The sequence below is a fragment of the Anaerolineales bacterium genome (assembly GCA_015075725.1).
Classification (GTDB): Bacteria; Chloroflexota; Anaerolineae; order Anaerolineales; family Villigracilaceae; genus Villigracilis.
In genome coordinates this window covers 1,756,680-1,772,911 of sequence record JABTTV010000001.1, presented here as the reverse complement: position 1 = coordinate 1,772,911, position 16,232 = coordinate 1,756,680, and the positions used below count along the sequence as shown (strand labels likewise).

The 16,232-nt window shown below is 55.3% G+C and carries 11 protein-coding genes and 1 tRNA gene; 7 read left to right on the top strand and 5 right to left on the bottom strand.

Features of this window, described 5'->3' with window-relative positions; all coding sequences use genetic code 11:
• The first annotated feature begins 44 nt into the window (after positions 1 to 44).
• The 4 genes from HS100_08540 to HS100_08525 all read left to right on the top strand — a co-directional run bounded on the left by HS100_08540 (position 45) and on the right by HS100_08525 (position 6,821).
• Positions 45 to 3,347: a PAS domain-containing protein gene (locus HS100_08540; protein ID MBE7433952.1), complete on the top strand. Its 3,303-nt coding sequence runs from the start codon at positions 45 to 47 to the stop codon at positions 3,345 to 3,347.
• Between the two features lie 131 nt (positions 3,348 to 3,478).
• Positions 3,479 to 5,461, top strand: a complete 1,983-nt coding sequence (locus HS100_08535; protein MBE7433951.1) for an APC family permease — start codon at positions 3,479 to 3,481, stop codon at positions 5,459 to 5,461.
• A gap of 12 nt (positions 5,462 to 5,473) precedes the next feature.
• Positions 5,474 to 6,139 carry a TrkA family potassium uptake protein gene (locus HS100_08530; protein ID MBE7433950.1) on the top strand — a complete coding sequence of 222 codons (666 nt, stop codon included), beginning with the start codon at positions 5,474 to 5,476 and terminating at the stop codon, positions 6,137 to 6,139.
• Position 6,140: 1 nt separating this feature from the next.
• A complete protein-coding gene (locus tag HS100_08525; GenBank protein ID MBE7433949.1) occupies positions 6,141 to 6,821 on the top strand; it encodes an NAD-binding protein in 681 nt (226 codons plus the stop codon).
• Positions 6,822 to 6,977: 156 nt separating this feature from the next.
• Here the strand turns inward: HS100_08525 and HS100_08520 are convergent, their stop codons facing one another.
• From HS100_08520 to HS100_08510, 3 genes are all read right to left on the bottom strand, one after another.
• Positions 6,978 to 7,820 (bottom strand): class I SAM-dependent methyltransferase, encoded by an 843-nt coding sequence (locus HS100_08520; protein ID MBE7433948.1) that lies wholly within the window; start codon positions 7,818 to 7,820, stop codon positions 6,978 to 6,980.
• Positions 7,821 to 7,853: 33 nt separating this feature from the next.
• The gene (locus HS100_08515; protein ID MBE7433947.1) at positions 7,854 to 9,668 is read right to left on the bottom strand and encodes an ABC transporter ATP-binding protein; all 1,815 of its coding nucleotides are present in this window, start codon (positions 9,666 to 9,668) and stop codon (positions 7,854 to 7,856) included.
• 126 nt (positions 9,669 to 9,794) lie between these two features.
• Positions 9,795 to 11,597, bottom strand: coding sequence for an ABC transporter ATP-binding protein (locus tag HS100_08510; GenBank protein MBE7433946.1), 1,803 nt, complete (start codon positions 11,595 to 11,597; stop codon positions 9,795 to 9,797).
• A 116-nt stretch (positions 11,598 to 11,713) separates the two neighbouring features.
• Here HS100_08510 and HS100_08505 point away from each other — a divergent pair, with 116 nt between their 5' ends.
• The gene (locus tag HS100_08505; protein ID MBE7433945.1) at positions 11,714 to 11,872 is read left to right on the top strand and encodes a hypothetical protein; all 159 of its coding nucleotides are present in this window, start codon (positions 11,714 to 11,716) and stop codon (positions 11,870 to 11,872) included.
• Positions 11,873 to 11,917: 45 nt separating this feature from the next.
• Here HS100_08505 and HS100_08500 read toward each other — a convergent pair whose 3' ends face one another.
• Both HS100_08500 and HS100_08495 read right to left on the bottom strand, forming a co-directional pair.
• A complete protein-coding gene (locus HS100_08500) occupies positions 11,918 to 12,847 on the bottom strand; it encodes an aminoglycoside/hydroxyurea antibiotic resistance kinase (protein ID MBE7433944.1) in 930 nt (309 codons plus the stop codon).
• A 116-nt stretch (positions 12,848 to 12,963) separates the two neighbouring features.
• Positions 12,964 to 13,046 (bottom strand) — tRNA-Leu (locus tag HS100_08495).
• A gap of 71 nt (positions 13,047 to 13,117) precedes the next feature.
• Here HS100_08495 and ychF point away from each other — a divergent pair.
• Together ychF and HS100_08485 are read left to right on the top strand one after the other, a co-directional pair.
• On the top strand, positions 13,118 to 14,176 hold the full coding sequence (gene ychF / locus HS100_08490; GenBank protein ID MBE7433943.1) for a redox-regulated ATPase YchF: 1,059 nt from the start codon (positions 13,118 to 13,120) through the stop codon (positions 14,174 to 14,176).
• 70 nt (positions 14,177 to 14,246) lie between these two features.
• On the top strand, positions 14,247 to 16,115 hold the full coding sequence (locus HS100_08485; GenBank protein MBE7433942.1) for a M3 family oligoendopeptidase: 1,869 nt from the start codon (positions 14,247 to 14,249) through the stop codon (positions 16,113 to 16,115).
• Positions 16,116 to 16,232 lie beyond the last annotated feature (117 nt).

The window sequence follows — 16,232 nt, the reverse complement described above, 5'->3', positions numbered from 1 at the left end:
TTCTTTTATATGCCGGGGCAAATGTTTGAGGCTATAATAAATAAATGGATTTCATCGCAACGCTCCTTGCAGGCATTCCATTCCCTGCTCCGCCCACTTTTGCAGGATGGCTGGCATGGGCTGCGTTGTTTGCCGCGCTGGCAGGATTCCTTTACAACAAGCGCAAAAGCCAGCCTGTGTGGGGATCGAAGGACTGGGGGCTTTTTCTTTTTTTGTTCATCCTTGTTCCTCTTTTGAATTTATTTATCGGTGTGAGATTGACCTTCGGCTCGGTCCGCCCTCTGCCCGGTCTGCCCGCCGAGGTGCCGGGTTCCGCGCTGATGGTTTTCTCCGCCATTCCCTGGATGTTGGGCGGCGGGCTGCTTGGACCATTTGCCGGTGCAGCCCTCGGGGCGTTCGCGGGTTTGATCCGCGGTGCATGGGATCTGTATTCGCTTTTCCCGATCCTCGAATTCGCATTTCTCGGCGTGTGGTTCTCGATCAACACCCGCCAGCGATATAGAACACCCGCATATCGTTTACTGCGCCAGCCATTGACGGGGGCGCTGTTGTTGATTCCCATCCATATCTTGTTCTACACGTTGAGCGCGTTGTTGACCGATTGGGGCGCATCGACGCCTACAACCGCCCGCCTCGATTTTGCCATCAGCAACGCCCTGATCGTCACGCTCGCATTCGGCGGCGAGATGTTGATCGGAGGGTTGGTCGCACAGGTCGTTTCGACCGCCTTTTCCGCCCGCTGGGGGAGCAACCAACCCTTACAGCCTTCACCCGGAGAAAAAAGCCTCGAGTCGCGTTTTATCTTTGCTGTGAGCGCTTTCATTCTGCTCCTGCTCTTCTCCCTGCTCATCGGGGGCTGGCTGTTGACGGGACAATCGGCGCGCGTCCTGCTTGAAGACCGGTTATCGAGCGGGGGGGAATCAGCGGCGCAAAGCGTGCCTTTCTTTTTGGGGACAGGCCAAAGCCTGGCAGAACAAATAGCCGCGGAGCCGGGCATGATCGACTCGACGGGACCGGATTTAACCGCCATCCTTTCTTCGCGCATCAAAGCCGTGCCCTATTTCGATCAACTGATCGTTCTGGATGCAGTCTCCCTTGATGTGCTGGCGATCTACCCCGAGGATTCGCGTTCAGGGTTCCGATTGTATGCCGAAGAAGATTCAGGGATTTTATTTGCCACGCAAGGCGTGTTGACCCAGGTCTATTCCATCCCGTCGAACTCCGAAGCCGCCCCATCTCGGATTTCCTTTCTTGTGGCAATCGTCAGGGAGAATCAAGTGCGCCGCGTCCTGATCGGGCGCACGACCATCGAAGGGAATCCGCTGACCATGCCGCTCGTCAAAAGCCTGGACGATATGCGCGATCTTGATGGTTCGGGCATGCTGGTGGACGACCGCAACAATATTATCTATCATTCGGGTGATGTTCAAACGCTGACGCAATATGAAGGTCAAGCTGGTCCCGAGCCGTTCTTTTACGACAACACCGCTCCCGACGGCACACGCCAGATCGTGTATTACCATCCGGTGGAGGGGCATCCATGGGCGGTCGTCATGACCGTCCCCGCGCGGCGCGCCCAGCAGCTGGCGTTGAACATCTCTGCGCCGCTCGCATTGATGATCATCCTCCTCGCCGCAGTGGCGCTGGTTTTAACGCGACTCGGTTTGCGCGTGGTGACCGGATCTTTGAAGGGACTGGCGGTTGAAGCCAACCGCATTGCGCAGGGGGATCTCGATCATCCGCTGCAAGTCACCGGTGAAGATGAGGTCGCCCAGTTACGGCGCGCCTTCGAGCAGATGCGCGTCGGTTTGCACGCGCGGATGGAGGAACTCAACCGTCTGTTAAGGGTCAGCCAGGATGTAGCTTCCAGCCTGGAGATGCAGGATGCGGTCAAACCGGTGCTCGAGGCGATCCTATCCACCGGGGCAAAATCGGTACGCGTTGTCCTTTCCCCCAGCGTCCTTCCAGATACCTTTGTCGAACCGCCTTCGCGCTTCGCATTGGGCGGCTCGCAGGATACATACGCCCATCTCGACGATCAAATCCTCGACCTCGCGCAAAGCCATGAGAAAGTCGTCCTGCCGAATCTGACCCGTTCGCGCGAATTGGTCCTCGACCCGGGCCTGTCGCAACCGCTGGCACTGCTGGCAGTTGCATTGCGCCATGAGAATAGATATTACGGCGTGGTATGGGCGGGATATGAACAACCCCGTCGATTCTCCGATTCGGATGTGCGCTTTGTGACCACGCTGGCGGGGCAGGCCGCTCTGGCGGTCGCAAATGCGCATCTGTATTTGAACGTGGAAGCTTCACGCCGCCAGTTGGAGGCGATCATCAATTCTTCGCCCGACCCCGTGATCGTAACGGATCATCGCAACCGTTTGTTGATCGCCAACCATGCGGCGGCTTCCGTGCTCGGGCAGGAAACCGGCGAAGCCATGAGCGGCATGGAAACGGAACAGGTCATCAAACTGCGTCCGCTTCTCGCCCTGTTGCAAAGCACGACCTCCGAAAGCCAATCCGCTGAAATCCTGCTTCCCGATAAGCGCACCTATCTCGCGACCGCGTCGCCGGTGCTGGTGGAGGGACGGCAGATCGGCCGCATCTGCATCATGCGGGATGTGACCTACTTCAAGGAACTGGACACCATGAAGTCCGATTTCGTATCGACCGTCAGTCACGACCTGCGTTCTCCATTGACCCTCATCCGCGGATACGCCACCATGCTTGAGACGACAGGCGAATTGAACGAACAACAAGTGGGGTATGCTAGAAGGATTGTCGCCGGGGTCGAAAGCATGACGCGCCTTGTCAACAACCTTCTCGATCTCGGACGCATCGAATCGGGTGTCGGCTTGCAGGTCGAGAACGTTTCTGTCTTGGATATCATCGAACGCACAACCGGCGCACTTCAGTTGCAGGCGTCGCAGAAGAATATCCAATTTAACGTGGTATTACCCAAGGATATGCCTCACGCCGTTGAAGCCGACCAGGCGCTTTTGCATCAGGCGGTTTATAACCTGTTGGAGAACGCCATCAAATACACACCGCCCAATGGCAGGGTGACGATCCGCACTTTATCCCAACCGGGCGCGCTCGTCTTTGTCATCGAAGACTCTGGCATCGGCATCCCCACGGAGGACATTCCGCATTTGTTCGAGAAATTCTATCGCGGCAAGGAACGCGAGGCGCGCGCCCAGCCTGGTTCGGGGTTGGGCCTCGCCATCGTCCGTTCCATCGCCGAGAACCACCGCGGGCGTGTCTGGGTCGAAAGCGTTGCCGGCAAGGGCAGCGCCTTTTATCTGCAAATTCCGCTCGTGCAATCACGGGATCGCAGAGCTGCCTGATTTTGGTTCTCACAGAAACCAACCCCGCGTCCTTCCCCCACTGTGCCATACCTAAAATACAGAATCGGACTATAATCCAGCCTTGTCCTTCCGCGGGAAGGGCTTAATTTTTGCCTGCAAGGCAGTGCTTCATGATCGATCAAGAAAACAAACAAACCCCCATCATCGAACGCAAAACGGAATATAAACCGCCGCGGAACTGGCGCTCCTGGCTGATTGGACGGCCTCTTTCCACAGCGGATGCATCGCATGAGACCATTGGCAAGGTGGTTGGGCTGGCGGTCTTCGCGTCCGATGCCCTTTCTTCAAATGCGTATGCCACGCAGGAAATTCTGGTTGTATTGGCGGCAGCGGGTCCCAATACCTTTGGATATGTCTTCCCCATCTCCCTGGCCATCGTTGCCCTGCTCGCCATTGTTGCCTTGTCATACGTTCAGGTCATCCATGCCTACCCGGATGGCGGCGGTGCATACGTTGTGGCGCGTGACAACCTGGGCGAAAAGGCTGGTTTGACGGCAGCCTCAGCCCTTTTAGCAGATTACATCCTGACGGTTTCCGTGTCCGTTTCCTCCGGCATTGCGCAGATCGTTTCCGCATACCCCGAGTTATATGATTTTCGCGTGCCGATGGCGGTGAGCGCCGTGTTTCTGCTGATGCTCATCAATCTTCGCGGTGTCCGCGAGTCGGGTGCGGCGGTCGCTTTGCCCAGCATGTCGTTCATTGTCATCATGCTGTTCATGATCCTGGTGGGAATGTATCAATATTTCACCGGATCGCTTGGAACGGTCACCAATCCTCCCGAGATCCTGGCACATGGAATTACCGCCTTCGGTCTGCCCTTTCTGATTTTGCATGCTTTCTCCAGCGGAACGGCGGCATTGACCGGCATAGAAGCCATTTCCAACGGCACCACCGCGTTCAAGGAACCGCGCAGCAAGAACGCTTCCACCACCCTGGTATGGATGGCCGCCATCCTCGCGACCCTATTTATGGGCATCTCCTTCCTTTCAAACCATGTCGGGGCTGTTCCTTCCGAGGTCGAAACTGTTATTTCCCAGTTGGGACGCACCATCTTTGGCGGTCAAGGCATCTTTTACTTCGGTGTGATCCTCTTCACCACGATCATCCTGCTCCTGGCTGGAAATACCGCTTATGCCGGCTTCCCCCGCTTGAGCGCATTAATGGCAATGGACGGTTTCCTTCCGCGGCAATTGACCTATCGCGGCAGCCGCCTTGTCTATTCACGCGGTATCGTCCTGCTGGCAGTATTATCGTCATCGTTGATCGTTCTATTCCAGGCGAGCGTGACGCGCCTCATTCCGCTCTATGCGATTGGCGTATTCCTTTCCTTTACCCTGGCTCAATCCGGCATGGCGTTGCGCTGGTGGAAAAGCGGAAAGCTTCTCAACCAGAAAGAAGATGTCGTCCACACGAATACCCGCGTCTCGAAATTGACATACGATCCGCTCTGGCGTTTGAAGATGATCACCAACGGATTCGGCGCATTATGTACCGGCATCGTCATGTTGATCTTCGCCGTCACAAAGTTCCAGGATGGCGCCTATGTGGTGCTCGTCCTGATTCCAAGCCTCATCGGCATCCTTTGGATGATCCACATCCACTACCGGAACCTTGCGCGCAAACTTTCCCTCGATAACTTCGGGATCATCCCGCCGCAGACTCACCGTCACCGCGTCATCATGCCGGTCAGCGGCGTGCATCAGGGAACGCTTTCCGCCCTGCGCTATGCCCGCATGTTATCCGACGATGTGACCTGCCTGCATATCGTCATCGAGCCAGACGATGCGGAGAAGACGCGCAAAAAATGGGAAATCTGGGGCGAAGGCGTCCGTCTGGTGATGCTCGATTCGCCCTATCGCCTGTTCATCGAGCCGCTGCTGGATTACATCGCCGACATCGCCGAAAACCGCCAGCCCGGCGAAATCATCACAGTGGTCGTACCCGAGTTCGTTTCCGACAACCGCTGGACATCCGCCCTGCACACCAATACCGCCGAAATCCTCAGAACCCAATTGAAGAATCAACATGGCCTCGTCATCACCAACGTGCCTTATCACGTCCACGAGGCGGAAGACAGCCATACCGGTCATTAAGGAGTTTTCGAAATGAATTTCATTGTCATAGGTTGCGGGCGGTTCGGAGCAGAACTGGCGTACCGACTCTTCACAAATGGACATCAGGTGGTTGTGGTGGATTCTGAGCCCCAGACATTCAACCGCCTCCACCCGGACTTTCGGGGACGCACCGTCGAAGGCGACTCTCTCTCCGCTGATACTTTGTCCCGCGCCAGCACAGATAAAGCCGACGGTGTGGCCGTCGTTACCAATTCCGACACAATGAACGCTGTGATCGGGCACACCGTCCGCGTGCATTACCCGGAGGTCAGGCAGGTCATTGTCCGGAATTATGATCCCGCCATGCGCGAGATGCTTGAAGCCTTCGGGTTGCAGATCGTCAGTTCCACCGCATGGGGTGCGGAGCGCGTACAGGAGTTGATGATCGACCCGTCGTTCCGTGCCGTATTCTCAGCCGGGAACGGAGAAGTGGAAATGTATGAAATGTTCATTCCCGAAAAATGGAATGGGATGACCATCTCGGAGTTGCTTTCCGGCTGCCACGACATTGTGTGCGCCGCGTTGACCCGCGCCGGGCGCGCAGAATTGCCTTCGCCTTCAGCGAAACTGTATAAAGGCGATGTGCTCACCGTAAGCGCCACGCTGGAAGGGGTTAGGTCTCTCCGGGCAAAACTTCAGGAAGGCAAGGAGGCATAACATGCTTGTATTTATCGCGGGCGGCGGGCGGACCGGCGCCCAACTTGCTTCCCAGCTGCTTCAGCAAAATTACGACGTGCGCCTTGTGGAACACCGTCGCGAACTTCTTTCGCGCCTGCATCATGAACTGCCGACCGAAGTTATCTACGAAGGGCAGGCGACCGACCCCAGAACGCTCAAACAGGCGGGACTGGATAAGGCGAATGTGCTTGTGGCTTGTACCAATGATGACGCCGCCAATCTGGTCCTGTGCTATCTCGCACGTACCATGTTCAAAGTGCGGCGTACGGTGGCGCGCATCAACAACCCGCGCAACGCCTGGTTGTTCGATAAAAACTTCCATGTGGACGAGACCATCAACCAGGCGGACGTGATGGCGCACCTGATCCAGGAGGAAATGTCTCTGGGCGATATGATGACCCTGTTGAAACTGCGCCGCGGACGCTACTCGCTGGTCGAGGAGAAAGTGCCGAAGGGCGCGAAAGCCATCGGTGTGCAGATCAAAGACCTGGGTCTGCCCGAGCAATGCGTCATTGCCGCCATCATCCGCAAGGGACAGGTCACCCTGCCGCGCGGCACCGCCACGCTGGAGGAGTTCGACGAAGTCCTCGCCGTCACTGACGATGAAGGCGCAAAACAACTCGCTCTTCTTCTCGAGCCGCCGGATCGTTCCGTTCTATAGCCTGCTCACGCCGCCGTTTGTTTTGTAATAACCGGAATTCTTAACGCAAAGTCGCAAGGACACAAGGCGTTACAGCCGTTTCCTTTGCGCCTTTGCGTTTTTGCGTATTGTGCATCACCACACCCTTACGAATCACGCATTACGGATTACGTCCGCCTACCCCTTCACCACAATCACAATATCCTGCGTATCCAACATACTTTCCCTGCCGGACCATGAGCCGAAAAGAATCGGCTGTTTGATCATCAGCCCGGCATTTGCAACCATTTGAGTCAAATCTTCGAGATCGTATGCGACGGCACGCTCCGGTGTAATGGGATCGACAGTCAGACAGTCTCCCAAGTCGTGAGCGAAATCATACACTGCGCGTCTTTCGCGAACGAGCCGCTTATTTTCTTCATCGAGAATAAAGAAACTGACCATTGCCCGCCCAGAGGGTTTGAGTGTTCGATTTAATTCCGCAAGATAACGCTCCACCTCGCCGCGCCGCATGTGGGTGAAGACCGATGTCGCAAAGGCAAAATCCACCGAATTATCGCCGCAGGGGAAGTCATACTCCGCTGCGGAGACTTTGCCGCGAGAGTTGTATTCCTTGTTATAGATGTTTGCATAATAAAACTTGAAATTGGGCTTGCGCGAAGTGATGGCGCGTTGACACCAGGCAATGGCGTTCTTTGAAATATCGAATCCATGATACGCGCCTGATTCAGAAAGGTAATTCATCATGGGAATCGCCATCCTGCCCGTCCCGCAGCCGATGTCGAGGACAATCTCGTTTTCCTTCAAACCGCCGACCTTGATAAAGTGATCGAGGAAAACTTCTCCGATCCTCTCGAAATCCCCCGCGCCGATGAAGTGCAATGACCTTGGCGGAGTCAAAGGTCCCGCCTTGCCGGTGAATCGATCCTTCAAATCGAGGAAGGCAAGATAGCTGTCCCGCATGAACCGCACGAGGGGTCTGGGAAGTAGTTGAAAAAATCTTTCGTACCGGCGATACATGAATGAATTCTCCGATGGTCTGATATGCTTTCTTTATTTTCCCACCATCTCCTTGACCTGCTCTACATACGCCAGGGATTGGTGGCGGAAATAAGTGTTATATAACTCGGCGTAATGACCGTTCTGGTCGAGCAAGCCCTGATGATTCCCTTCTTCGATGATCGTGCCTTTCCGCATCACCACAATTCGATCCGCGGCTTTCACTGTGGATAAACGATGCGCGATCAGAATGCTGGTCGAGTTTTTGAGGATCAAATTCAACGCCTGCTGGATCTGCCATTCGGTGAACGGATCGATGCTCGCTGTCGCCTCATCTAAGATGAAGATGGCGGGATTCTGCACGAGAACGCGCATCAACGCCACAAGCTGACGCTGCCCCATCGAGAGACGGTTTCCGCGCTCGCCGACCTCGGTGTGGAGTCCATTGGGTAATGCGTCCAGCCATTCGCCGTCGCCGATGCGTTTGGCGAGACGAAGCATCTCTTCCTCCGGCGCGCCTGGCGCAGCATAACGGATGTTATCGGCAATCGTCCCGGAGAAAAGGAACGGGACTTGCGAAACGATCCCCAATTGGCGGCGGTATTGGGTCAAATCAAACGTGCGGATGTCGCGCCCGTCGATGAGCAGGCGTCCCTGTTGGAATTCGTAGAAACGCGCGATCAACTTGGCAATCGAAGACTTGCCCGCGCCGGTGTGACCGACAAGGGCGAGAGTCTCTCCGGGTTGGATGAACAGGTTGAAGTCCGTGAGAACCGGCTCTTTATCCGAATAGCGAAAATGCATGTGGTCGAAATTAATTTCGCCATGCAGCCGCGGCACATCCCCCTTTTCGATCTGGATCACATTTGGGTCGGCATCGATCAAAGCGAAGACCCGTTCAGCGGCGGACAAGCCCGATTGGATCTGCGCCCAGAACGAAGTGAGATTCAAGACGGGAAAGAAGAACTGGTCGAGACTCATGATGAAAAGATACCATGCGCCGATGCTGATCGCCCCTGTCGCCGCGTTGTGACCGCCCACATAAACAAGAATGCCGACGAAGATTCCACCCAGCGCGTTGAGTGTGGGGAATACGAGCGAGAGCACAAAGCCGCGCTGAACGTTAACGCCGTAGGATTGCTGGTTTGACTCATCGAAGGATTTGAAGATGCTTTCCTCCTGCCGGAAGTTCTTGGCGATCGAGATGCCGCTGATGGTTTCCTTGATGGCGGCGTTGACGTCGGACATGGCTTTCATGCCGCGTTTGGTCACGCGTCTCGCCATGGCGCGAAAACCGGACGCAATCAAAAAAATGAACGGCAGGAAGCTGATGAGCAACAAGGAAAGCCGCACTTCGGTGCGGAACAAGACAATGGCAATGAGTATCGCCTGGATGGCTTGCGCGACCACATCCGTGACGATGACAACGAGTTGACCGAAATCATTCGTATCGGATGTGATGCGCGAGACGATGCGTCCCGATGAGAATTGATCGTAAAAGGAAAGATCATGCTCTGCCGCGGCGCGGAAGGCGCGCGAGCGCATGTCCAGCACCACATCGCCGACAGCTCGAACGATCAATCCGCGCCTGAGCCAGTTCAAGCCCCACAAGCCGAATGCCACGCCGACCAGCGCCGCCCCCACCCAGGTGATCTCGATCACGGTCGGCTCTTCCTGCATCGCGTCGACCATGCGGCTGACAATGACGGGCAATGCAGCGCCGACGATCGCAAGCAAAATGATGATGATGGAAGCAAACAACAAACGCGAAGTCTGCGTATTGAAGTAATTGACCATGCGCCGCACAAGTTCGCTGTCCTTGTATTGGCGGTCGTATTTTTCGTCGTTTAATCCTGCGAAGAAACCCATAAGTTATTTCCGATTTTCGATTTACGATTTCTGATTGGCGATTGTTTATGCCGCTAAGACCGCGAAGATCGCAAAGAAAGAATGGGATTTTCTTGGCGTCCTTAGCGTGCTTCGCGGTTAATGCTTTTACTCTCTGAAGATGCGAGAATACGCCTCGGAGGATTTCATCAGTTCGTCGTGCGAACCGATGGCCGCGATGCGCCCCTTGCGGAAAACGATGATCAAATCTGCCCAGCGGATCTGGGAGAGGCGGTGTGTGATGATAAAGGTCGTTCGTCCACGGGCGGCGTTGGATATGGCGCGTTGGATCTTGTCCTCAGTGGCGGAGTCGATGGCGGAGGTTGAGTCATCAAGGACAAGTACACGCGGGTCGGTGAGGAAGGCGCGTGCCAGCGCGATGCGTTGCCGCTGGCCGCCGGAGAGGGTCACACCGCGTTCGCCGACGACGGTCCCATAGGTTTCGTCGAAATCCAAAATGAAATCATGTGCCTGTGCCGCCATCGATGCCGAGATAATCTCTTCTTTTGTCGCGCCGGGTTTGCCAAAAGCGATGTTATCGCTGAGCGTACGCGAAAAGAGAAAAATATCCTGCTCGATGATCGAGATTTGCGAACGCAGCGCGGCAAGATTCCAATCGCGGACGTCCACACCGTCCACCAAAACCTGACCCGAGGTTACGTCGTAAATGCGATTGATGAGTTTAACAAGCGTCGTCTTGCCCGCACCGGTCTGCCCGACGAGTGCCACAGTCTGTCCAGGCTTGACTTTGAAGGAGATGTTTTCGAGGACAGCGTCTCCCTCTCCCCTTTCCCCTCTCCCTGAGGGAGAGGGGTGGGGGTGAGGGTAACGGAATGAGACATTGCGAAACTCGATCTCGCCGCGAATCTCCGAGGTCCGGCCTGAGGCGTTTTGGTCCAGTTTTGTCTCGCGCTGGATCAATTCCAAAATTCTTCGCGCAGAGGAGAGTCCCAGTGAGATTTGAGAGTAAGCAAAAGTGGAAGTAAACGTCGGGAATTGAAGCAGTTGCAGCATCCCGAAATATGCAATGACCGCGCCCACGTCGATGAGACCCCCTCGCAAGAGGAGAAGCGCATGCACAAGCCCGCCCGCATAGGCAAGCCCGAGCAACAGCATGGCGATGTATCGCGCTTCAAGATCGCCCTGCTTCACGAACGCGTCGCGCACCTTGCGGGCATTCGTCACAAAGCGGTCGACTTCAGCTTCCTCCTGAGCGGCGCCTTTCATGATCTCGACACCGTCGAGCGATTCAGAGAGATGCGTGTTCATTTGGCCGAACGTGGCGCGCACGTCGTCCGTGACGGGCGAGAGCGTTTTGAGGTAGCGTGCCAAGGCAACGAAGTAAATGACCGTGAAGATGAACGGCGTAAGCGCCAGCGAGGGATGATAGCGCGGACCGAAGAACAACGGCATGAGAATGAACATGAACGAGCCGACCACCAGGTTCACGCCGGGACTGAACATGTAATTCACTTCGCGCACGTCGTTGGTGGCGCGCGCCATCGTATCGCCCACAGGCTGCAGGTTATGGAAGGTCATGCTTTTGCCGAGCAGCGAAAGATAAAGTTCGTCGCGGATGTCGCGCTCCATCTTTTGCGCCAACAACTCCGCGCCGAAATTCCGCCCGAGTTGCAGAACGCCGCGAATCACCTGCGAGATGCCGATGGTCAACGCAAGCGGCGGCAACACTGAAGTATCGGGCTGCGGCGCAAGCATGGCGTTGAAGGCATCGCCCGTCAAGACGGGAACCACCACCGCCAACACCGCGTTGCCGATCGCGCCAATGATGAGCATCGCCACGATCCACAAATACGGCTGGATGTGCGAGAGAATCCATCGTACCGGGGAGGAGGTGTCGTATTCGATTGTTCTGTGAAGCGTGAATTCTGCCGGGACACTAAGGGAAGTCATGGGGCAATTGTAACATCCCGGAAAAAATGACCCTCGCAACTCGCATATCGGAGCGGTGTTGTCATATTCAGGCTGGTAATCCTGCCAGCCCAGTTTACTCAAAAGGAGAGTGTAAAATGGCTGCTATTGGTGCTTGGTGTATTGCTTTGTTCTTCATTTGGTACGGCCTCGCCGCTTTCGTCTCTGCCCTCAATACAGATATGTTCAGGAAGATCGGCGCAGTCCTCGCCCTGGTGGGCGGTGTTGTAAGCCTGCTCGGGCTGTTGGGAATGTAAGTACGGTCGTCTCCAGAAACAACCCCGCCGAGTGGCGGGGTTGTTTCATTTAAGGGTCGAGAATATTCGCGCCGCTTCGACGGGATAGCCGGGGTCGAGTTCCAGATCCCAATATGCGGATAGGACCGAATGCGCCAACGCCCAGCCGATGATTTTCTCCCGTGCCCATCCCGTTCTTTCCTTGATGATGTCCACCCGCCTCTCCGCCTGGACCTTGAAACTGATTCCATCCATCGGCTTGACCCACGGGTTGAGCATGAGCGGACCGATCTCATAGCCGGATGGTCCAATCACGCCTTTGGGGTCGATTGCCAGCCATCCGCGGTCGGATGAAAGAATGTTGTAGTGGTGAAAATCTCCGTGCATCAAACGGACAGCCTCATCGGCGAACAAATCCGGTAAAACAGACTCGACCCGTTCCAGTAATTTTTCGGGAATGGGTCCCGTTCCGCCATCGAACATCGGGCGGATTTCTTTCAACCCGTCGAACCAATCGGATAATTTTATAAATGTATCCTGCAGGGGCAAGGTGACCTCGCCCCTATCCAACACCAATTTCTGCATCACATCCATTGCGGTGTGCGTTCGTTCGTCGTCGTCCCCCAACTCCGCAAGCATCCTCCCCGGATGGAGCCTTTCGATGAGTAAAAATCCCCTTTCATCGTCGCAATCCAATAACTGGCATGCGCCTTCCCCATCGAATAATTTCAACGCATTCATTTCGCTGGTCAATTCAGGGTTTGGCACGCCGATTTTGAGAATCACATCCGCCCTCACCCCTAGCTGTCCCTCCAGGAGAGGGGAACTGGCAAACGCGACAAAGTTATACGATAAGTTCGGAATGGCTTGGACGTCCATCAAACCCCAACGATCGGATGCTTCATCGATAAATTGAGGCAGGCGGGAGAGCCAATCGCGTCCGCGTTCACCGAATGCAGCGTGGATATTTACAATGAATTCTCGGGGAAGGTTCATCATCATGGCAGGGAGAAAACGAGCGATCAAACAAAACGTCCTCCATTTCTTTGGAGGACGCGCCTTGCAGGAGTTAACTTATCAGTCGATCTACCTGCTAAGGTATAATGCGGCTGTGCCGAAGGAGGGAATCGAACCCTCATTCCCGGAGGGAACACGATTTTGAGTCGTGCGCGTCTGCCTATTCCGCCACTTCGGCTCTAATGCGCCCCAAAGTATACCACTCAAAATCAATGGCGCAAGACATCGCTTGCTCGATAAAAGGAAACAATGAAACTCGGAATTATTGGACTGCCTCAATCCGGCAAAACGACGCTTTTCAACGCGTTGACGCGCGGGAATGCCCCCACCTCCGCCTCGGCGGGAAGGATGGAAGTCCACCAGGCTGTTGTGGAAGTCCCCGACCCGCGCGTGGACGCGCTCTCGAAGATGTTCAACCCGCGCAAGACAGTCTATGCCAAAGTTGCCTATGCGGATATTGCGGGCTTGGAGGGCGGCTCTGCCAAAAGCGGGATCTCCGGACAGTTATTGAACCATCTCAACCAGATGGACGCGCTCATCCTTGTTGTCCGCGCCTTCGAAAGCGACCTGGTCATGCACCCGAACGGGAGTGTGAATCCAATTCGCGATGTGGAGACGATGACCAGCGAACTGCTGCTGAACGACCTGATCGCTGTCGAGCGAAAATTGGAACGGCTCACGGACGAGCGAAAAAAAGGCGGCACGGACAAGACCGTCAACGCGCGGCAGACGGAACTTTTCGAAAAACTCCACAAAGCGCTTTCAGATAACAAACCGTTGCGCGAACTTGACTTCACCCATGAAGAGGAAAAGGAACTTTCGAGTTTTGGTTTGCTCACCCGCAAACGCCTGCTGACCGTGTTCAATCTCGGCGAGGGCCAGCCCGCGCCGGAAGCGAAACTGGATCACCCGTCTGTGGCGTTGATGTGCAAACTCGAAATGGAAATTGCGCAACTTTCCGCTGAAGACGCGGAAGTCTTTATGCAGGAATACGGCATCAAGGAACTCAGCCTCAACCGGATGATCAATCTATCCTACGAATTATTGCAGGAATTGACCTTCTTCACCGTCGGCGAGGATGAGGTCCGCGCCTGGGTCACTCACCGCGGGGCAACAGCGCAGGAGGCGGCGGGCGAGATCCACACCGATCTCTCGCGTGGATTCGTCCGGGCGGAAGTTGTGGCTTACGAGGACCTCGTCAGCCTCGGGTCCATGCATGAGGCGAAGGCAAAGGGCAAGTTCCGGCTCGAGGGCAAGGAATATATCGTCAAAGAAGGGGACATCGTACATGTGAGATCGAGTCTATAGAAAATCCACTCTGGAGAATGGGTCGATCATCCTTTCTTTATGGTAAAACACAGAAACTCAAGGAGACAGCATGGCATATAAACTATCCAAATGGGATCTTTCCCAACTTTTTCCGGGCTACGAAAGCGCGGAATTACAAAATGCGTTCGACATGATCGAGGAACAGGTGACGTCCTTCGAAGGCGTGCGAGATAAGCTAAAGCCGGATATGCCCGCAGATCAGTTCAAGGACATCGTCAAAGCCAGCGAAGCGACAACGCGCATCGCCAGTAAATTGGATGTGTTTGCCGGGCTTTCATTCTCTGCGGATACACAGGACCAGAAGGCGCAATCCCTGCAGGCGCGCGTCATGCAGTTCCTGGCGGAGAACCAGAACCGCACGCTCTTCTTCAGCCTGTGGTGGAAGGAGCTCGACGACGCCAACGCAAAGCGCTTGATGGACGCCTCCGGCGATTACCGGTATTACCTCGAAGCGATGCGCAACTTCAAGCCGCATACCCTGAGCGAATCGGAGGAAAAGATCGTCAACCTCAAGAATGTGACCGGCATCAACGCGCTCGGTAATTTGTACGACTCCATCACCAGCCGCTATGCATTCAAAATGAAAGTGGGCGGGAAGGAAAAGGAAATGACGGCGGCGGAATTGTTCTCCCACCGCTACAGCACCGACCCGGTTGTGCGCGCCGCGAGTTATCAATCGCAATTCAAGGTCTACGCCGCGGACGGTCCCATCCTCGGGCAGATCTACCAGACCATCGTGCGCGATTGGCATAACGAAAACGTCAACCTGCGCAAATTCAAGAACTCCATCGCGCCGCGCAACCTGAACAACGACGTGCCCGATGACGCCGTGGAAGCGCTTCTCAGCGTGGCTCGCAGGAACGCGGGCATCTTCCAGCGTTATTTCAAGCTGAAGGCGAGGCATCTCGGCATGAAGAAGATGCGCCGCTACGATATTTACGCGCCGCTTGCCGCTTCAAAGAAAAAATACGATTGGGATACCGCCGTCAACATGGTGCTGGATGCGTTCAAAGGCTTCTCACCCAGGGTGGCGGATCTTGCAAAGCGCGTCTTCGACCAGAACCGCATCGACAGCGAAATACGCAAAGGAAAACGCGGCGGGGCATTCTGTGCCGGATTCCTTCCCGAAGAGACACCGTACGTTCTGGTCAACTATCAGGGAAACAGCCGCGAAGTGGCGACGCTGGCGCACGAACTTGGTCACGCGATTCACGCCATGCTGGCAGAGCATCACACGACATTCACCTTCCATTCCTCCCTGCCGCTGGCAGAGACCGCCTCGACCTTCGCCGAAATGGTGTTGATCGATAAGCTGCTGTCTGAGGAAAAAGACGAATCCGTCCGCCGCGACATTCTCTTCAAACAAATGGACGACGCCTACGCGACCGTCATGCGCCAGTCGTATTTTGCGATGTTCGAGAAGACCGCCCACGAGATGACTCAAAAGAACGCCTCGGTGGACGATCTGAGCAAAGCCTATCTCGATAACCTGAAAGAGCAGTTCGGAGACTCGCTCGACCTGAGCGACGAATTCAAATGGGAATGGGTCGGCATTCCGCACATTTACCAGGTGCCGTTCTATGTCTACGCCTATGCTTTCGGGCAATTGCTGGTCTATGCTTTGTATCAGCAATTCAAAGCAGAAGGCGAATCGTTCAAGCCGAAGTACTTGAAGATTCTCTCCGCGGGCGGATCGGAAGCGCCGGAGCGGATTTTGAGCGCGGCGGGAATCAACATCCGTGACCCGAAGTTCTGGCAGGGCGGCTTCGACTTCCTCGGAAGGCTGGTTAGCGAGTTGGAGAAGTTGCCGGTTGAAGGCGTGAAGCGTAATGCGAAATCCGTAAAGAGCAAGGTGAATGCGGTGAAGCGCAAAACCCAAAGCGCGAAACGCAAAGTGGCAAAGAAGAAGAGGAAGTAACGAGGGATGAGGAACGAAAAAGGCGATCCGGATCGGGTCGCCTTTTTGCTTAAACGGACTCGAAATTCTCCTGACTTTCGAGTTGCAACGTCTCCAAACGTTGGACTCCGAAACTTC